Origin of the sequence: Thermococcus sp. ES12 (assembly GCF_012027515.1) — an archaeon.
GTDB lineage: Archaea > Methanobacteriota_B > Thermococci > Thermococcales > Thermococcaceae > Thermococcus > Thermococcus barossii.
Genome location: NZ_SNUP01000002.1, coordinates 467348 through 485809 on the forward strand (window position 1 = coordinate 467348; position 18462 = coordinate 485809).

General features: G+C 55.9%; 15 protein-coding genes. 9 read left to right on the top strand and 6 right to left on the bottom strand.

What is annotated here, in order from left to right; genetic code table 11:
• Positions 1 to 2: 2 nt before the first annotated feature.
• From E3E37_RS07355 to E3E37_RS07380, 6 genes are all read left to right on the top strand, one after another.
• Complete coding sequence (locus E3E37_RS07355) at positions 3 to 941, top strand: ABC transporter permease (RefSeq protein WP_167716113.1); 939 nt, start codon at positions 3 to 5, stop codon at positions 939 to 941.
• Position 942: 1 nt separating this feature from the next.
• On the top strand, positions 943 to 1908 hold the full coding sequence (locus E3E37_RS07360) for an ABC transporter ATP-binding protein (RefSeq protein ID WP_167716115.1): 966 nt from the start codon (positions 943 to 945) through the stop codon (positions 1906 to 1908).
• Complete coding sequence (locus E3E37_RS07365) at positions 1905 to 2870, top strand: ABC transporter ATP-binding protein (protein ID WP_167716117.1); 966 nt, start codon at positions 1905 to 1907, stop codon at positions 2868 to 2870. The genes E3E37_RS07360 and E3E37_RS07365 overlap by 4 nt, the downstream gene beginning before the upstream one ends.
• A complete protein-coding gene (glmD, locus tag E3E37_RS07370) occupies positions 2871 to 3851 on the top strand; it encodes a glucosamine-6-phosphate deaminase (RefSeq protein ID WP_167716118.1) in 981 nt (326 codons plus the stop codon). It begins immediately after the preceding gene.
• Between the two features lie 5 nt (positions 3852 to 3856).
• On the top strand, positions 3857 to 6205 hold the full coding sequence (gene glmA / locus E3E37_RS07375; RefSeq protein ID WP_167716411.1) for an exo-beta-D-glucosaminidase: 2349 nt from the start codon (positions 3857 to 3859) through the stop codon (positions 6203 to 6205).
• 240 nt (positions 6206 to 6445) lie between these two features.
• Positions 6446 to 7306, top strand: a complete 861-nt coding sequence (locus E3E37_RS07380) for a cation diffusion facilitator family transporter (protein ID WP_088865581.1) — start codon at positions 6446 to 6448, stop codon at positions 7304 to 7306.
• On the opposite strand, the gene E3E37_RS07385 is transcribed toward E3E37_RS07380, so the two are convergent.
• From E3E37_RS07385 to E3E37_RS07400, 4 genes are read right to left on the bottom strand one after another with little or no spacing between them, the layout of a single operon-like run.
• Positions 7296 to 8660, bottom strand: coding sequence for an ATP-binding protein (locus E3E37_RS07385; RefSeq protein ID WP_167716119.1), 1365 nt, complete (start codon positions 8658 to 8660; stop codon positions 7296 to 7298). The genes E3E37_RS07380 and E3E37_RS07385 overlap by 11 nt on opposite strands.
• A gap of 24 nt (positions 8661 to 8684) precedes the next feature.
• Positions 8685 to 9839 (bottom strand): tyrosine decarboxylase MfnA, encoded by a 1155-nt coding sequence (gene mfnA, locus E3E37_RS07390; protein ID WP_167716120.1) that lies wholly within the window; start codon positions 9837 to 9839, stop codon positions 8685 to 8687.
• 37 nt (positions 9840 to 9876) lie between these two features.
• Entirely contained in the window at positions 9877 to 11052 is a 1176-nt protein-coding gene (locus E3E37_RS07395; protein ID WP_167716122.1) for a cation:proton antiporter, read from the bottom strand.
• Between the two features lies 1 nt (position 11053).
• The gene (locus E3E37_RS07400; protein WP_167716124.1) at positions 11054 to 11305 is read right to left on the bottom strand and encodes a DUF131 domain-containing protein; all 252 of its coding nucleotides are present in this window, start codon (positions 11303 to 11305) and stop codon (positions 11054 to 11056) included.
• A 74-nt stretch (positions 11306 to 11379) separates the two neighbouring features.
• On the opposite strand from E3E37_RS07400, the gene E3E37_RS07405 reads away from it, so the two are divergent.
• Both E3E37_RS07405 and E3E37_RS07410 read left to right on the top strand, forming a co-directional pair.
• Positions 11380 to 12078, top strand: coding sequence for an HAD family hydrolase (locus E3E37_RS07405; RefSeq protein WP_088865586.1), 699 nt, complete (start codon positions 11380 to 11382; stop codon positions 12076 to 12078).
• Positions 12050 to 12703: a diacylglycerol/polyprenol kinase family protein gene (locus E3E37_RS07410; RefSeq protein WP_167716125.1), complete on the top strand. Its 654-nt coding sequence runs from the start codon at positions 12050 to 12052 to the stop codon at positions 12701 to 12703. Before E3E37_RS07405 ends, E3E37_RS07410 begins: the two co-directional genes overlap by 29 nt.
• Positions 12704 to 12735: 32 nt before the next feature.
• Here E3E37_RS07410 and E3E37_RS07415 read toward each other — a convergent pair whose 3' ends face one another.
• Positions 12736 to 15375 (bottom strand): CARDB domain-containing protein, encoded by a 2640-nt coding sequence (locus E3E37_RS07415; RefSeq protein WP_371731697.1) that lies wholly within the window; start codon positions 15373 to 15375, stop codon positions 12736 to 12738.
• A gap of 127 nt (positions 15376 to 15502) precedes the next feature.
• Between E3E37_RS07415 and E3E37_RS07420 the strand changes: the two genes are divergently transcribed.
• The gene (locus E3E37_RS07420; RefSeq protein ID WP_167716415.1) at positions 15503 to 17461 is read left to right on the top strand and encodes an alpha-amylase/4-alpha-glucanotransferase domain-containing protein; all 1959 of its coding nucleotides are present in this window, start codon (positions 15503 to 15505) and stop codon (positions 17459 to 17461) included.
• A gap of 48 nt (positions 17462 to 17509) precedes the next feature.
• On the opposite strand, the gene E3E37_RS07425 is transcribed toward E3E37_RS07420, so the two are convergent.
• Positions 17510 to 18445 carry a TIGR00269 family protein gene (locus E3E37_RS07425; RefSeq protein ID WP_167716417.1) on the bottom strand — a complete coding sequence of 312 codons (936 nt, stop codon included), beginning with the start codon at positions 18443 to 18445 and terminating at the stop codon, positions 17510 to 17512.
• Positions 18446 to 18462 lie beyond the last annotated feature (17 nt).

Sequence of the window (18462 nt, forward strand, 5' to 3'; positions counted from 1 at the left end):
AGATGGTCAGGGAAAGCAGACTCTACAAGTTCAAACTCGCAATGAAGAACAACAAGTTCCGCTTCGGCTTTGGAGTGCTCCTTTTCTTCGTTGTGTTCGCCATAGTCGGGCCTCTGTTCACCTCCTTCGCGAGCGATGGGCTCTACTACGAGACCATACCAGGAACGAACATCACCGTGGCGACGTACTCCACCAAGACCCTCCCGCCCATGACGAGGGAGGTGCTCACAACCTACACCGGCAGGCAGGTGGAGGTTCTCCACATCCTGGGAACCGACAAGCTCGGGAAGGACCTCTACGCCCTTCTCGTCTACGGCCTGAGGACGAGCCTCTGGATAGCCCTGCTCGCAGCCGTGATAGGGACCGTTCTGGGAATCACGATAGGCTTCATCGCGGGCTACAAGGGCGGGCTGACCGACGAACTCCTCATGATGTTCGTCAACATAATGCTGGTCATCCCCTCGATAGTTCTCCTCATCCTCGTGGCGGCTTACCTTGAAGCTAGAAGCCCCGAGGTTCAGGCGGTCATCATAGGTCTGACCGGCTGGCCCTGGGTTGCCAGAGCCGTTCGCTCCCAGACGCTCTCGCTGAAGAACCGCGAGTTCGTTAACCTTGCCCGGATAGTGGGCCTGAGCGACCTCAGGATAATCTTCGAGGAGATAATGCCCAACATGGTTTCGTACATCTTCATGGTCGGAATCCTGCAGTTCAGTGGCGCGATACTCGCCTCGGCGACGCTCGACTTCATAGGCCTCGGCCCAACGACGGCGGTATCGCTGGGAACGATACTCCAGAAGGCGATAGCCCACAATGCCCTTCAGTTCGGCTGGTGGTGGTGGTTCATACCGCCCGGACTGATAATCACCCTCATAATCACCGCGTTGTTCTTCATCAACCTGGGAATGGAAGAGGTGTTCAATCCGAGGCTGAGGAGGGAATGACATGCTCACCGTTGAGAACCTCAGGATTTACTACGCGACTCCCGTCGGCCACGTAAAGGCCGTTGACGGCGTCAGCTTTGACGTTAGGGAGGGTGAGGTCTTCGGCATAGCCGGCGAGAGCGGATGCGGGAAATCAACCCTCGTGCATTCCCTCATCCTCCGCAAGCGGCCGATGGTTCACATGGGCGGGAGGGCGCTCTTCAAAGGCAGGGACCTGATGGGACTGAGTGAGGAGGAGGCGAGAAGGATACGCTACACCGAGCTCTCGATAATCCCCCAGTACGCGATGAACGCCCTGAACCCCACGAAGAAAATCCGGGATATAGTCTGGGATCTCGCGAGGGAGCACGGCTACAGCGACAGGGAGGAGGTGGAAAGGCTCCTCCGCGAGAGGCTGGCGATGGTGAAGCTCAGCCCCAGCGTGGCGGGCATGTACCCCGTTGAGCTGAGCGGCGGAATGAGACAGCGCGCGACTATGGTGGTCTCAACCCTGCTCAACCCCGACCTGCTCATAGCGGACGAGATAACCTCCGCCCTCGACGTAACGACTCAGCGCGTGGTCATTGAGCTGCTCCACCACTTCATGGAGGAAGGCATAGTCAAGTCAATGATCTTCGTCACCCACGACCTTGCGATACTCGACAAGATAGCCGACAGGATAATGGTGATGTACGCTGGCAAAGTTGTCGAAATCGGCCCCACGGAGGAGATAATCAACAACCCGGTTCATCCATACACCCGGCTCCTCCTCAACTCCCTCCCGAGGATGGGCGTGCAGTACAGGAAGCAGAAGCTCAAAGGGATTCCTGGCTATCCAATAAGCCTCCTGAACCCCCCTAAGGGCTGTCGCTTCCACACCCGCTGTCCCCGTGCCATCGAGAAATGCCCAGACGAGGAGCCGCCGCTCGTCCGCGTGGGAAAGGACCACTACGCCGCCTGCCATCTTCTCGGGGGTGAGGGCCAATGAGCGAACTCCTCAGAGTTGAACATCTCACCAAAATCTTCCGCTCCGGCCTTGTCGGGGGCTTTGAAATCCGGGCCGTCGATGACGTCAGCTTCACCGTTGGAGAGGGCGAGATAGTTTCCCTCGTCGGCGAGAGCGGCAGCGGGAAGACGACGGTGGGCAAGCTCATACTCAGGCTGATAAAGCCCACATCGGGGAGAATACTCTTCGAGGGCAGGGACCTTCTGGAGATGAGCAAAAGGGAGCTCAGGCAAAACTACTACCGTCAGGTTCAGGCGGTGTTCCAGGACCCATTCGCGAGCTTCAACCCCCTCCACGAGATTGACAGGGCCTTTGACCTCGTCTTCCGTTCCTTCTTCCCCGATGTCAGCCGGGACGAGCGCGAGGAAATGATAGACGACGCGCTGAGGCAGGTCGGCCTGAACCCCGCGGAGGTCAGGGGGAAGTACCCCCACCAGCTCAGCGGCGGTCAGCTCCAGAGAATCCTCATCGCGAGGGCCCTCCTCGTGAGGCCGAAGCTCCTCATAGCCGATGAGGCCGTCTCAATGCTCGATGCCTCGACCAGAATCGACGTTCTCAACCTCCTCGGCGACTTCAGGGACAGGTACGGCACCTCCGTCCTCTTCGTCACCCACGACCTCGCGCTCGGCTACTACATCAGCGACTCGACGATAATCATGTACCGCGGAACCATCGTTGAGATGGGCGACACCGAGAAGGTCTTCCACAACCCGCTGCATCCCTACACCAAGATGCTCCTTGAGAGCGTTCCCGACCTGAACGTGAAGTGGGAGTTCAGGGGCATCGAGCCCGAGAAGGAGGAGCGCGGCATCTACGAGATAGCCGGCTGCCGCTATGCCCCGAGGTGCCCGAGGGCCATGGAGGCCTGCTGGAAATCCCGCCCCGGGCTTCGCGAGGTCGAGAAGAACCACTGGGTTGCCTGTCATCTTCACGGGGGTGGTTGAATGCACGCGACTCTGAGGGAGATAAGGAGAAACCCCGAGGGAATACTCATTGCCCAGAGGGCCTTCGAGGAGTTCGTAACCAGTCACGACTTCCGGTTACCGAGAGAGGTACTCTACACGGGCTGTGGCAGCTCACACTTCCTGTCGCAGCCGCTGGCCATGGCAACCACCCGCCTCGGGGGCAGGGGGTTCAGCACCCCCTGCTCCGAACTTCTGTATTCGCGCGAGTGGTATCCGATAGGAAGGCCTGAGCTCCTCGTCGCCATCTCCCGCTCCGGCGAGACCACCGAAGCCATAAAGGCCCTCGACGCCCTGAATGTTCCCCGATTTGCGCTCACCGCCTACGAGAGCACACTCTCGAAGAAAGCCGACTACGCGCTGATAGTTCCAGCCACGGAGGAGAGCGTCGTCATGACCCACTCCTTTACTGCCTTTTACTTCGCGTTCATTCAGCTCCTCCTGCACTCCCGCGGTCTTGAAACCTACGACGCTGGCCTTGTCAAGTCGCTGACTGAGGAAGTCCTGGGGCGCGAGGAACACATCAGGGAAATCGTCAACGGCTTTGACTTCAGAAACGTCATCTTCCTCGGCTCGGGCATACTCTATCCGGTGGCCCTAGAGGCCATGCTCAAGATGAAGGAGATGGCCCTCTTCTGGAGCGAGGCTTACCAGACCTTCGAGGTGAGGCACGGCTTCAAGTCCATAGCGGACGGGGGTACACTGGTCGTTCTCCTCGTCGATGAGCCCTTCGAGTGGCACGAGAAGCTTACAAAAGAGTTCCAGGGGCAAAAAGCAAGGGTTCTCACCGTTGGGAGGCGTGACACGGGGGCGGACTACTTCATAGAGGTTCCCGAGCTCAGTCCGCCGGTGAACCTGGTTCTCTACCTCCCTGTTATCCAGCTTCTCGCCTACTACAAGGCCGTTGAGCGTGGACTCAATCCGGACAGGCCGAGGTTTCTGAGCAAGGTGGTGACGTGGTGATGAGAATGAGGGTCGAGCACGACGGCAGGGTTTACATCATCAACGGCGAGAGGGTTGTAATCTACGGTGGAACGCTCCAGTTCTTCCGCGTTCCGAAAAGGCACTGGCGGGACAGACTGGAGAGGATGAAGAGGCACGGCCTCAACACCGTTGATACCTACGTCGCTTGGAACTGGCACGAGCCCTCGAAGGGTGAGCTCGACTTCACGGGCGAAACGGTCCCGGAGAGGGACCTGGTCGGCTTCCTTGAGCTGGTTCAGGAGCTGGAGATGCACGCAATCGTCAGGCCCGGCCCCTACATCTGCGGCGAGTGGAGGAACGGCGGAATCCCAGACTGGCTTATCAAGGAGCACCCCGAGATACTCGCCAAGGGGCCGAACGGCCCCCTGCCCGGGGACATCTACTACCCGCCGATAACATACCTCCACCCGACTTACCTTGAGGCCGTCTCAAGGTGGTACGATGCCGTTCTGCTCGTGATCAGGGACTACCTGTACACCAGCGGGGGGCCGATAATAAGCGTCTCCATAGACGACGAGCCCTCCTACTGGGAGACCATCTTTCAGCCCTTCCTGACCGACTACAACGAGGTCATCACCCGCCCGGGCGGCCTCTGGGAGGAGTGGCTCAGGTCCAACTACTCCCTCGATGAGCTGAGCGAGCGCTACGGAAGGCCAATCGGGGACTACTCCGAGGTCTATGCGCCGGCGAGCGAGAACGAACCGTTGCCGAAGATACTCGACTGGCACCGCTTCAAGATATGGATGATAAACCGCTACGTCGAGGTTCTCTACGCCCACCTCAAGCGCTATATCGACGTTCCGATTAGCATACTCGACCCCTACCTTCTCCTGGCGGCGTGGAAACACTTCTACCGCTACGTGAGGGAGAGGAACCTCGACATACACCTCTGGACCGAGTTCTGGTACTCCTTCTACCGCTCCTTCGACTTCAAGGAGGACAGGCTCGGGCACCTCTACTACAAGACCGGAATCTACCGCTTCTACCAGAAGAGACTTGGAACGCCGCCCCTCAGCGTAGAGACCCAGGCCTCGCTGGCCCACACGATAGAGCCCGACGAGGCGGAGTTACTCTACGCCCTCCTGCCCGCCCTGGGCATTCACAACGTCAACTACTACCTCTATGTCGGCGGTGAAAATCCGAGGGGCTACGAGTCCCACAACGGAATCACCTGGGACGTCTACTCGCCTATAGGCCTCGATGGAAGCGAAAGGCCCCACGTCGAGCCGATTAAATGGCTCGGCGAGTTCCTGCTCAACAACCCTGAATTCATCACCTCCGAGCTAAAGCCGGGAGTTGCCTTCGGGGCTTACGAGCCCTACGAGGCGGTTTCGCTGTTCGGCCTCAGGAGGAACCTTGAGGAGAGCGTCAACCTCAACGAGTACCTGCTTGGAGAGCGCGGGCTTTTGACGCTTTTGGCCATGAGCAACGTCCCCTTTGACGTCCTCGACCTTGAGGAGGCGAGCGTTGAGGAGATGCTCTCCTACGACCAGCTCTGGGTCTACAGCCTCGACTTCATGGCCAGGGACGTTCAGGACAAGCTCGTGGAGTTCGTTGCCAGAGGCGGGAACCTCGTAATCCTCCCGATGCTCCCCCACCTCGACGAGAGCCTGAGTCCTTACTCGGCTCTGGCGGATTTCCTGGGGGTGGAGGTTGAGAGGGTCGAGGCGAGGGACAGCCCAAGGCTCATACCCTTCATCAGCGTTTCCTCGGACGGGATAGACCGGATGATAACCCGAAACGTCGTCAGGGAAGTTAGGGGAGGAACTCCCATAGCCTTCGCCAACGGTAAGCCCGTCGGGGCGCTCGTTCGGAAGGGGAAGGGGAGTGCCGTAATCCTTGGTTTCAGGCTCCAGTACTTCAGCAGCCACCACGACCTCCACAGGAAGTTCGTTGGGAGACTTTTGGAGATGCAGGGCGTTGAGCGGGACGTTGAGGTGACGGATAGGGACATGATAGTGATTCCCCACGGGAACTACCTGGTTCTCGCCAACCCGCGCGGGCACAGGCTCTCTGGGAAGGTCAAATATAGGGGCGTTGAGGTTCCGGGGCTCATGGAAGGGATAGAGATGAGGAAGCGCGGTGTCCTCTTCCTGCCCTTCGGGGTCGCGTACGGCGATGTCGAGGTCGTTTACTCCACAGCAACGGTGCTGGGCAGGGAGGGGGATGTACTTTACCTCCGCAACCACCTATCGGGCACGAGCGAGGTGGCCCTGAGAAACGTTGAAGACGTCAGGGTCATCGGCGGTGAAATCGTGGACGAATCCCTCTCCGGCAATACCTTGACGGTCGTTGTTGAGCATGAACCTGGGAACTTCGAGCTGGAGTTCTGACTCCACTGCCTCCTTCACTTTATTTTTGGGCAACCGTTTTAAGTCCCGGCGAGAACTGGGAAACGCGATGATGATTGATGGGCGAACCGATGGATGAGGACGGAAAGGTGATCGCTGAGCAAGCCTTTTAAGGCCCATCCTCAACCTTTTTCGGGATGATGATTTCAGCCTTGTCTGAGGCTCGTGATGATGGAGTGACGGACTGACCGCTCCCTTTTAATCATTGCAACGGGTGGTACCGTGGAGGAGATTTACAAGCCGATATGGGTCAGCATAATTGGCAACGTTCTTCTCGCAGTCCTCAAGCTAATCGTGGGTTTCCTTTATTCCAGCATAGCCCTCATCTCGGACGGCGTTCATTCGCTGAGCGACGTCGTAACGAGCGTCATAGGTTATGCGGGGATAAAAATCTCCTCGAAACCGCCCGACAAAAGCCACCCCTTCGGCCACTCGCGCTTTGAACCTCTGGTGGCTTTCCTGATCGGTGAAGCCCTCATCGTGGTCTCCTACGAAATTGGAAGGGATTCCCTGATGAGGCTCCTCCAAGGGGAGACCATAGAGGTAAACGGTCTCATGCTCGCGGTCACGGTGGTTTCCATACTCGCCAAGGATCTCATGTTCCGCTACTCCGTTCACGTTGGAAAAAGGCTCAACAGTCAGATCCTAATAGCCGACGCCTACCACCACAGGAGCGACGTCCTGAGCAGCGTTGCGGTTCTAATCGGTTTAGGTGCCCAGAAACTCGGCTTTCAGCATGGCGATTCCCTCGCGGGTCTCGTGGTTTCCGTCTTCCTCGTCAAGGTTGCCCTTGAGATAATTCTGGAAAACGTCGGCTACCTTACCGGAAAGGCCCCATCTTTCGAGGTGTGCGAGGAGATAAAGAAGCGCGCCCTAGGCGTCTCCAACGTCCTCGGCGTTCATGATTTAAGGGCACACTACGTTGGTAGCAAGCTCCACGTCGAGCTCCACATCGAGGTCCCGCCGGAGCTTTCCCTGAAGGAGGCCCACGACATCAGCGAGGAGGTGAAGAGGCGCATAGAGGAAATTCCAGAGGTCGAGAGGGCCTTCGTGCACGTGGACATAAAGGGGGTCACCGAGTAGCCCCCCCAAAGTCCTTCAAATCAAAGACTAGGTAACCCATTTCCTGGAGTTCTTCCTTTCCCTCAACGCGTTTCGCTATCAGCCCGTAGTACCTTCTTTTTCCAAGTTCTGCCTTCTCACCCTTCTTCTCAAGCGTCCTCAACACTTTGAGGACTCCCCTCCTGGAGAGTTCCTTCCATTTGACCTCAAAGAGACCCGCTTCACCGTTCAGACTGTTTAAAGCGACGAGGTCTATCTCCTCTCTCCTGTCCCACCATCTTCCGATTTTTGTGAAGCGGAAGGGTAGTTCATTCTTTGAGTTGAGCCTTATGAGGAACTCCCTGGCGACGCTCTCAAAGACCTCCCCGAGGTATTTGTTGAAGTCGTCCCTGAAGTCCTCGAACCTTATGGCGCCTATCTCGATATCGTCCCTGTAGGGATAGACAAAGCGGAGCCAGAAGCGGTAGTAGAAGTCCCTGACCCGATACACGCCAAAGCGCTTCCTCTCCCTGACCGTTACCGGGAACTCCCTGTAAACCAGGTCGAGCGTTTCGAGGGTCTTCAGGTACTTTGGGAGGTTCGTAACGGCCACCTTCGTTTCGTTGGCTATCTCCGTCAGCTTGGTCTTACCGTCGTTTATTGCCTTCAGTATGTTGAGGTACGTGATGGGCTCCCTGAGCTCGTCCTTCAGTAGCCTCTCGGCGTCCTCGTAGAGAACGCTGACCCTTCTGTAAAAGTTGCGCTCTATGTTTTCCTCAACACTTAACGAATCATCGAAGTACCCCAGGTAAGCAGGGATACCGTCTATCGTTCCGTAAACCTTGACGAGTTCTTCCCAAGAATAACTGGGGAAGGCATCCCGCAGGTGGAAGAATCCGAGGGCTGACAGTTTGAGCTGTGCCGTCCTCCTTCCGTAGAGGGGGTTTTTGTAACTCATAAGGCCCTCCATGGTCGATATCGACGAGCCGAGAAGGATCAGCATGACCTGTGACTCCCTGAGGATTTCGTCCCATATGTACTGGAAGGTCGAGGGGATTGACCTGTCCTCCTCCACCCAGTAGGGGAACTCGTCTATCACGAAGACCAGCCTTCCAAAGTTTGCAACCTCTTCAAAGAACTCCTCAAGGTTTTTGGCCTCGATGAAGACGTTGAACCTTCGATTGAAGCTCCTTACGATACGCTCGAGTTCGAGCTCCATGGGCTCCTTCCTGGCAAGGAAGTAGAAGCTCTTTTTTCCCTCTATGAACCTCTTAACGAGTTCTGTTTTTCCGATGCGCCTACGCCCGTATATCAGCACGAACTGGGCCTTTCCCTGGGAATAAAGCTCCTCCAGCGCTTTCAGCTCATCCTCACGGTCGATGAACTTTAATATCATGATATTTAATATCGCGTTATTAATTTAAACGTTTCGGATTGCCTCCCTCAGATCCCCCAGAAACGCCTCCAAATGCTCCCTCCTCACGTGGGGCATCATGACTATCCTTATGTAACCGCGGTGGGCGCTTATACCCCAGCCCCTTCTCTTGAGCTCCTCCTCGACTTCCTCGAGATTTGGTGTTCCAAAGGAGACTATGTTGAGGACGGGCTCTCGTATCAGATAAACCCCGGGTATCTTCTTCAGCTCCCGGGCGAACCACCTGCTCAGCTCCATAGCTTTCTTCACGACCTCTTTGTAACCCTCAAAGCCGAGGTGCTTTATCATCGCCCAGACCGCCAAAGCGCTCGCCCCGGGTCTCGTACCAGTTATGGTTGCCTGCCACACCTTCCCACCGGCCAGATAAGGCGCGGGGACGCTTATCGCCTCCAAGTACCTCTTCTCGCGAAAGATTATCCCTCCCGCTGGAATCGGAACCATTCCCATCTTGTGGGGGTCTATGGTTATGCTCTTAACTCCCTTCAGCCTGAAGTCGAAGTCCGGAACCTCGTAGCCGAGCTCCTTGGCGAAGGGTATCACGAAGCCCCCGAAGGCGGCATCAACGTGTAGCGGAAGGCCGTAGTCCAGGGCCATGTCGCTCAGGGCGGGGATATCGTCCACAACGCCGAGACCGGTCGTGCCGGCTATGCCCACTATTCCAATCGTGTTTTCGGTAATTTTATCCTCGACGTCCTTTACGTTGACGGTGTAGTCCTTGTTCAGCTCAGCCCACACAAGCTTAACGCCCAGCATCTCGCTCGCCTTGAGGAAGGAGAAATGGGCGCTCTCAGGCAGAATCAGCTCCGGATTTTCAGTCCCGGCGATGTTCCTGAAGGCCCTCACGGCCAGGATGTTGGCCTCTGTCCCCCCGGAGACTATGTGTCCGTAGCCCTTTTCGAGGCCGAGGAGATTTGAGAGCATCTCTATCGCTTCCTCCTCGACCTTTCTGCTCCCGACGTGTAGTCCGGGGTCGCCGAGGTTCCTGTCTATGTACCGCCTGACGATTTCAACCGCGAATGGATGGGGATGGGTGCACATCGAACCGAGGATCCTTCCCGAATCGAAGGTGAGATCTTCTGACGTTTTCTCCTCAAGCTCCTCCAGAACCTCCTTCTCGCTCGCACCTCTCCGTGGGAACATCCTCTCACCAGCCTGGCACTAGTCCTCCCGGACGAATTTAAGCTTTTGCCCTTTTGATATACGTCTTAAAGAAGAGTGGCGTCGTCAATGCCGTGAGCATGGAAACCACTATAACGCTGGCGAATAGAACCTGGTCTATCAACCCGGTTGTGAGGCCAAAGGTGAGTATGGCCAGCTCCAGGCTTCCCCTTCCACCCATTCCAATGCCCACAAGTATTGAGTCCCCCCACCCAAGGCCAAAGAGCTTGCTTCCCATGCCACAGCCGAGGAGCTTACCGAGAACCGCCGCCATGTAGAGGGCCGCTATGAGGGCCAGGCTTATGCTGGCCAGCGGTGGGTTGAACATAAGCCCGACGTAGATGAAAAACAGGGGAATGAAGAACTCCGTGAGGACGACCTGGAGGTCTTCGATCAGCTCGTTGAGCTTTATCCTCGTTACCACGAGGGGGTCCTTCCTCTCACGGAGCCTGCTTATCGTGAGTCCCGCCAGGTAGGCGCCGATTATCTGGTTCAGGCCTACCTTCTCCGCTATTATCGCCAGGGCGAAGGTGAGGATTAATGTGAAGGTGAAGAAGACGTTGAGGTTCCTAACTATCGAGTAGAACCACCTCGCCCTCTTGAATACGTACTCCGAGATGAGGAGCGTCACCGCGATAAAGGTGAATATCTTGACGGTCAGGATTCCAAAGGACAGTGCGTCCAAGCTCCCGCCGGCCATCGCGGTTATAATGCCAATGAGATAAACGGCCATTATGTCGTCGGCGAAAGCCGCCCCCATGAGGATTGAGGAGACCTCTCTCCTAACGCGCTCCTTAACGAGGATTCCGCTGGTAACCTCTATTGCGGTGTTTCCGAGGGTGATTCCAACGAATATGGCCGCCGTTGTCCCTTTACCGAAGTACATTACCGTGATAAATCCGAGAATAAAGGAGAACGCGACTCCAAGACTTGCAACTACGACGGCCTTCTTGGTGTTCTGGGCTATGGCCGAGAAGTTGCTCGTCAGGCCCATGTAGAGCATCATCATTATCAGGCCGAACTCGGCCAGAACCCCGAGTTCTTCGATTGGCTCAATAATCCCCAGTACAAAGGGTCCCAAAAGGACACCCGTCAGTACGTGGGCTATTATGGGGTGGATCTCGACCTTCTCGAAGAGCCACTCGATGCTCTTCGCAACTACAAGAAGAATTGCCAGGGCCAGCAGGAAGTCCACGTCATCCCCTCCTCGCGAGTAGAGCCACTATTACCCACAGCGCCATGAGGATTATCGCCAGTATCAGGGCCATCCCGGCCGCGCCTCTGCTCGTTCCGAAGATTATCGGTATCGGCCCTATCATTATAACCCCGCCGCTCTCAACATCCCCCTCCCCGCCGAGGGCAGAGACGATGGTTCCAATAAAGACTAGCAAGAATCCGAGCATTATCATTCCCATACCCGTCATTATGAGCAGGCTTCCCTTGTCCATACGTTGGAGACTTCCCAGTCATCTTTTTAAAACTTAACCCAAAGGATTTAAATCCGTGGGAGGGATTCTCTAATATGCTCGTGCTCGTTGACCTCGACGATACCCTGTGCAACACGTGGGAGGCCGGGAAGTACACCATACTCCGTCTGGTTCCCTTTCTGCTGAAAAGGAGAAAGTTCAGGGCTTTCTTTTACATACTCACCGCCCGCTACCGGGAGCTTGAGCAGTCGCGGGAGTTCCACATGATGGACCTTGACAAAATCGTGGAGAATCTCCTGGAGAAGGTCTACGCGAAAATCTCTCCCTGGGAGCTTGAGGAGATGCAGGAGCTCATAGACAGGGTGTTCTTTTCGAACCTCAGGCTCTTCCCGGATGCCCTCCCGTTTCTGAGGGCTCTGAAGGAGATGGGGGCCAGGGTGGTGCTCATAACTGACTCCTCCACCCGCTGGCAGAGGAAGAAGCTCGAATATCTGGGCATAAAGGACTACTTTGATGCCCTCATAATAAGCGGCGAGACCGGGCACAGCAAGCTAGACCCGCACAACTTCCGCCTGGCCAGGCGGCTCTTCCCCCACGAGGACGAGGTTTATATGGTTGGCGACAGGGATGATACCGACATGAGGGGCGGAAAGGAGATCGGTGCAACCACCGTGCTGGTTAGAAGGGGCTACTTCAAGGGAAGACGTGCGAGACATGCGGATTACACCGTTAACAACCTGCTGGAGGCGCTGGAGGTGATAAGGAATGAGCATGAAAAGCGAGCTGAAGCGTAAGTCCCTCCATCTCACCGGACTGCTGGTTCCGGTCTCCTACCTGCTCTTCGGGCGCGACCTCACGCTCACCTTCATTGGCTTGGCGTTCTTCATCTTCGTCGTGCTCGAACCCTTCAGGATAATCGAGGAGCTGAGGGACAACATAAAGAGGAGGCTCAAGATATACATGGACAACGACGTCATGGAGCGCATGGAGGTTCTTGAAAAGCAGATCGACGAGATAACCCGGGGACACGAGCGCTATCGTGTGGCGGCTCACATATACTTTGCCGCGGCGGCCTTCATAGTGGTCTACTTTTTCCCGGAGGAGATAGCCATCGGTGCCATAGCGGTTGCCACCGTGGGGGATGCTCTCGCGGCGATAATAGGAAAATCCCTTGGCAGGCACCGCTTCAGCAACGGAAAGAGCCTCGAAGGAAGCCTCGCCTACTTTATCTCCGGCGTGCTGATACTGTACCCCCTGGTTGGTCCCCTTCTGGCGGTTGTCGGTTCCCTAACTGGGGCCTTGGTTGAACTCTATGGCTTCCCTCCCGGAGGAAACCCCGCCAGTCAGCTGGACGATAACTTCTCCAACCAGCTGGCGATAGCGGTGGCACTGTACCTTGCGGGGATTATCTCCCTTTGAAAGCTTAAAAAGAGGAAGAACGCAGGGGATGGTCACTCAATTGTGACCACCGCGAACTCCGAGAAGGTGTCCGCGTCTCCCCATTCATCGCCCGGCGCGTTGTCCTTAACGGCCTCCTGGAGGGGCAGTACGTCCACAGCTGAATCACCGCTGCCCTGTCCAGTCACGTAGGCCACGATTTTCAGGTTCTTAGGCTCGCCCCCGATGACCATCCACGGAATCGCTATCTCCAGGGTCTGAAGTCCGTTTTCGGCGCCACCGGTGTAATTGTAGAATCCCACCCACTTGAGGTCCTCGTACTTCCATGCCGTCCCGTTCCACAGCACGAGCTGGGCGCTGGTTATGTTGCTGGTTCCGAGGTCTCCAAAGAACTCCCCGTTCCAGAAGAAGTAGAGCTGGGCGTCAACTCCCTCTGTAAAGCCCACCTTTCTGCCCCATGCATCGGTTCCGGTCGTGTACCCGCCGTCCTTGTAGTCAAGGGCTATGCCGTAGGCGACCCTCCATGAGGCCTTGTTCTCGGTTGTGAGGGCTATGTAGAGGAACTGGTCGTCGTAGTCAACGTAGAGTGCCTTGAGGTTAGCCCCGTCCTGACCGAAGCCAGTCTCATCGATGGCCACCGGCTGGACGTCCCAGTCGTCGAGGTTTCCATCTATTGTCTTCGTGAGGTTCTTGGCGAGCTCCTCAAGGTATTTTTCACGCTCGTACTCTCCTTCTTGGGCTTTTCTGAGCATCTCTTCCATCTCTCTGATAATCTTCCTGAGTCCAGTGTAGGCACGGTATATCTTTATTGCCCCCATGAATGCATAGTTAGGCTGGGTGATCATGTCCTTGCCTTCGTTGTAGAGCTTTACCAGGTCAAGAACTTCGCCCTGAAGCTCGTCGAGTCTTTCCTTCGCATCCTCCGGAAGAGGCATGTTCCTGAGTTGCTGGTCGAGCTCCTTGTACTTGGGATAGTCCTTCTCAAAGTGCCTGGTTCCGTAGAACATGTTGTGCATGACGAATGTGTTCTGGAGCTTTGGTAGCCGTCCAACATCAAGGGTGATGGTATCAACGTTGTTGTCCTCGTTGAACTCCTCGATTGTGTTCTCAGGATCAACTACTGCTTTGAAAACGTGGGTTCCCCACATGCCCGGGTACTCGTAGATGTACCAGAAACTGGCGTTGCCCCCTGCGGAGAGGTTCACAATCCACGATGCCAGCAGTCTGTCGTTGTCATAGAGGGCAACGGTTACGTTCTTTGCCTCGACGGTTCCGAGGTTCCGGACGTCGATGGTTAAGTTGGCCGGCTTCCTCGGCTCAACATCCAATACGTTGGATGTCAGTTTGACCGTAAGCTCGGGCTTTGGAATGGGTATTTCTATGACGGCAAAGTTTGTGAGGTAGTCTTGATCGGTCCAGTCGTTTCCATTAACTTCCGGATCAAAGGGTACGGTATCAACTGCTGAATCCCCCTCATAACCCCCTGCTACCCAGGCTATTATTGCAACCTCGGGGACCTTTCCTCCAATCGCATCCCATGGGATTGCCATTTCAAGAACCTGTAGGCCAGCCCCAGTGATAGTGGCGTATGTGACAACACTTCTGATATCTTTGTAGTCCCAGCCGTTGTCTGTCCAAGTTATAAAGTTTCCGCCTCCAATGAAGTCGCCACCGGCATTGTACCACATATATATTTCATAATCAATTCCCCGAGAGAATCCTATTTTCCTATTCCAAGCATCGGTATCCCCGGTGTATCCACCATCCTTGACGTCTATTCCTATCCCATAGGCAACATTCCAGCTTGCGGTATTGTTTGTGGTGAGTGCTATGTAGAGATACTGGTCGTCGTAGGACACGTAAAGTTTGTCCAGATCGGCGCCGTCGGGGCCATCTAAGCTGCTGACACCGACAACTTCATAGCTCTCCCAGTCGTCGAGGTTTCCGTCTATGGCCTTGGGGGCTATCGCCACTTCGGCGAGCTCTGTGAAGTAATCGGTGTCGCCCCACTCGTCTCCTCTATACCAGTTGGCATAGGGGGCGTCAAGGCTTTCCATTGCGCTGTCCCAGGGCAGGGCACTGACCGCGGAAGAGTCACCCCCACCCGCTATCCATGCGACTATCGCTATCTTATCCTTCTTCCCGCCCAGTGCACTCCAGGGTATCTTTATTTCCATGAGCTGAAGCCCGGTGCTGGAGTCGCCAGTATAGACGAAATCTCCTCCAACGTCTTTGACACCCTTGTAGTCCCATCCCCCTCCGGTCCAAGTTATGAAGTTGTCCGATGTTATCTTTCCATCACCACCAGACCACCAGAAGTACAGCTCATAATCAGCGGCGTATCCGCCTCCAAAGCTTATCCTCCTTCCCCAGGCATCGCTGGTGCCGGTGTAGCCGTTTCCGCTTCCTGGGTCAACGTCTATCCCTATCCCATATGCAACATTCCAGCTCTGGGAGTTCCTTGTCGTGATGGCGATGTAGAGGTGCTCGTCATCCCATGCTATGTAAAGATCGCGGAGATTAGCTCCAGCAAGGCCGTTATTCTCTGCCGTGGCGATGTGATCCAGAGTACCCCACTCGGCAATGCTCCCGTCGAGGATTTTTTCCCCGTACATTGCACTGGCGAGCTTCCCAAAGGGCACTAGACTAAGCAGAAGAACGGTTATCAACACAAAGGCTGCCGTTTTTTTCACATCAAACACCTCCGGTGATGTTCAATCCCCAAGGGTGTTCTGTAATCACCGGTAGTGAATACTTGGAGAAAAAGGTTTATATGCTTTTCTTTCCATATCACTGCTAGTGATAACAGGGGTGGTTGCCATGGTGAACTTCATATTCGGGATCCATAACCATCAGCCTCTCGGTAACTTCGGTTGGGTTCTGGAGAGCGCCTACGAGCGCTCCTACAGGCCGTTCATGGAGATACTTGAGGAGTACCCGAACATGAAGGTCGCAGTTCATATAAGCGGTCCTCTCCTTGAATGGCTTAATGAAAACAGGCCCGAGTACATTGATCTTCTCAAATCCCTTGTGAGGAAGGGGCAGCTTGAGATCGTCGTCGCCGGCTTTTACGAACCTGTTCTGGCGGCGATTCCAAAGGAGGATAGGATAGAGCAGATTAAGCTCCTCAAGGATTTCGCGAAAAAACTCGGCTACGATGCCAAGGGTGTCTGGCTGACCGAGCGTGTGTGGCAGCCGGAGCTGGTAAAAAGCCTCCGGCAGGCGGGAATAGAGTACGTCATCGTTGACGATTACCACTTCATGAGCGCCGGGCTGAGCAAGGAGGAACTCTTCTGGCCGTACTACACGGAGGACGGCGGGGAGGTTATAGCAGTCTTTCCGATAGACGAGAAGTTGCGTTACCTAATACCGTTCCGTCCGGTGGAGAAAACGATAGAATACCTCCACTCCCTCGATGATGGCGACGAGAGCAAGGTTGCCGTTTTCCACGACGACGGTGAGAAGTTTGGCGTCTGGCCGGGAACCCACGAGTGGGTCTACGAAAGGGGTTGGCTCAGAGAGTTCTTCGAGGAAATCTCCAGCGATGATAGGATAAACCTCACCCTCTATTCGGAATACCTTTCCAGGTTCAAGCCAAGGGGCATAGTGTACCTTCCAATAGCTTCGTACTTCGAGATGAGCGAGTGGTCCCTGCCGGCACCGCAGGCGAAGCTCTTCGTTGAGTTCGTTGAAAAGCTTAAGGAGCAGGGTCAGTTTGAGCGCTACCGCGTCTTCGTCCGCGGTGGCATCTGGAAGAACTTCTTCTTCAAATACCCCGAGAGCAACTACATGCACAAGCGCATGCTGATGGTAAGCAGGCTGGTGAGGAACAACCCCGAGGCGAGGCGCTTTCTCCTCAGGGCCCAGTGCAACGACGCCTACTGGCATGGAGTTTTTGGCGGCGTGTACCTTCCCCACCTCCGCTCCGCAGTATGGGAGAACCTCATCCGGGCGAACAGCCACATGGAGGTCGGGACTTTCGTCAGGGACATAGATTTCGACGGACGGGACGAGGTTTTTATGGAGAACGGGAGCTTCTACGCCGTATTCAAACCGGGCTATGGCGGGGGGCTCTTTGAGCTCAGCTCGAAGAGAAGGGCGGTCAATTACAACAACGTTCTCGCGAGGCGCTGGGAGCACTACCACGAGGTTCCGGGGGCGGCTACCCCCGAGGAAGGCGGCGACGAGGGTGTCGCCAGCATACACGAGGTTGGCAGGAGAATTCCCGACGAAATAAAGCGGGAGATGGCATACGATGACCACCTCAGGGCCATCCTCCAAGACCACTTCCTCGACACCGGGACTTCACTCGATGACTACAGGCTTGCGAGGTACCCTGAACTTGGCGATTTCCTGACGGGGGCCTACGATTACAGCACCTTCGAAGGGGGGATTACCCTCTGGCGCGACGGTACCGTTTCAGGAAGACCCGCGCGCGTTGAGAAGTCCTTCCGCCTAACCGGGGACGGCTTCATCGTGGACTACACCGTGAGGAGTGAAACCAAAGCCCTCTTCGGCGTCGAGCTTAACCTGGCCGTCCACAGCGTCATGGAAAGCCCTGGAGAGTTCGAGGCTGAGAGGTTCGAGGTGAACGACCCCCACGGCATCGGGAGGGTTGCGATAGAGCTGGACAAAAAAGCGAAGGTCTGGAAGTACCCCATAAAGACCCTCAGCCAGAGCGAGAGCGGCTGGGACTTCATTCAGCAGGGAGTCAGCTATACAATCCTCTTCCCGGTCGAGGGTGAGCTTCGCTTCAGGCTCCACTTTAGGGAGCTTTAACGGGCCTCAGCTAGGGTGGCCATCATCACCCCTCAGGGCCCGAAAGGCTCACCTCATCGGCCTGCCTTCACCCCTTTTCACCCTGAAGTCCAGCGGCTCCTCAAGCCTCCAGAACCTGCAGAAGGAGCAAACCTCTCCGCTCGATGGCATGCCGCAGACCTTACACTCCCTCAGCTCGGTCTTTTCCAGCTCGGCCTCAAAGAGATGCTTTTTCCTCAGGTAGCCCTTGACGAAGTTGATTTTCGTCCCCGGCCTCTTTTCCTCCATCTCGTTCAGGATTTCCTTGTACTCTATGGTCGTAGCTCCTACGGCGTGCGGGCACTCCTCAATGTGGTACTCTATGCCGTTGGCGAGGGCATAAGCCACCACTTCCCTCTCGGTCAGCTCGTAGAGGGGCTTCACCTTCTTTACGAGCTTGCCGTTGAATTCACTCGGCGTCACCGGCCCCTGCTTCGCTAAATACTGCGTGTTCCAGTTCATCAGGTTGGCGAAGATGAAGCTCGCCTCGTCGTCGAGATTGTGACCGGTAGCGACGGCGTCAAAGCCGTTGTCGTAGGCGAACTTGTTGAAGATGTAGCGTTTGGTCAGGCCACAGTAGGAGCACGTCGGCCTCCGGGTCCTTACCTCTCCGATGCCCCTCCCGAGGAGCTCCTTAACGCGGACGATGTGGAGAGGAACCCCGAGCTTTTCGCACTGTCTCTTTGCGTACTCCTCGCTCTTCTCGCTGTACTCGCCGATGCCGAGGTTTATGTGGAGGCACTCGATATCGTAGCCGAGCTTCTTGAGGACGTAAGCGGTAACGGCAGAATCCTTCCCGCCGCTGACGACTACCAGGATTCTCTCGTCGGGGCTTATGAGTTTGTAGCGTTCTATCGTTCGCTTTACCTTCCTCTCGAAGTACTCCGTGAAGTGCTCAGGGCACAGGTACATTCTCGGGTAATGGAGCTTGATAAACGCGTTTCTCTCGCAGAACTTGCAGCGCATCGGCATCTTGCTCACCG

What these genes read in the sequence shown, in the direction of transcription:
- E3E37_RS07355 (WP_167716113.1), top strand. Translation starts at nt 3, where the DNA reads ATGGTCAGGGAAAGCAGACTCTACAAGTTCAAACTCGCAATGAAGAAC.
- glmD (WP_167716118.1), top strand. Translation starts at nt 2,871, where the DNA reads ATGCACGCGACTCTGAGGGAGATAAGGAGAAACCCCGAGGGAATACTC.
- glmA (WP_167716411.1), top strand. Translation starts at nt 3,857, where the DNA reads ATGAGGGTCGAGCACGACGGCAGGGTTTACATCATCAACGGCGAGAGG.
- E3E37_RS07400 (WP_167716124.1), bottom strand. Translation starts at nt 11,305, where the DNA reads ATGGACAAGGGAAGCCTGCTCATAATGACGGGTATGGGAATGATAATG.
- E3E37_RS07410 (WP_167716125.1), top strand. Translation starts at nt 12,050, where the DNA reads ATGAGCATGAAAAGCGAGCTGAAGCGTAAGTCCCTCCATCTCACCGGA.
- E3E37_RS07425 (WP_167716417.1), bottom strand. Translation starts at nt 18,445, where the DNA reads ATGCGCTGCAAGTTCTGCGAGAGAAACGCGTTTATCAAGCTCCATTAC.
- E3E37_RS07365 (WP_167716117.1), top strand. Translation starts at nt 1,905, where the DNA reads ATGAGCGAACTCCTCAGAGTTGAACATCTCACCAAAATCTTCCGCTCC.
- E3E37_RS07360 (WP_167716115.1), top strand. Translation starts at nt 943, where the DNA reads ATGCTCACCGTTGAGAACCTCAGGATTTACTACGCGACTCCCGTCGGC.
- mfnA (WP_167716120.1), bottom strand. Translation starts at nt 9,839, where the DNA reads ATGTTCCCACGGAGAGGTGCGAGCGAGAAGGAGGTTCTGGAGGAGCTT.
- E3E37_RS07405 (WP_088865586.1), top strand. Translation starts at nt 11,380, where the DNA reads ATGCTCGTGCTCGTTGACCTCGACGATACCCTGTGCAACACGTGGGAG.
- E3E37_RS07420 (WP_167716415.1), top strand. Translation starts at nt 15,503, where the DNA reads ATGGTGAACTTCATATTCGGGATCCATAACCATCAGCCTCTCGGTAAC.
- E3E37_RS07385 (WP_167716119.1), bottom strand. Translation starts at nt 8,660, where the DNA reads ATGATATTAAAGTTCATCGACCGTGAGGATGAGCTGAAAGCGCTGGAG.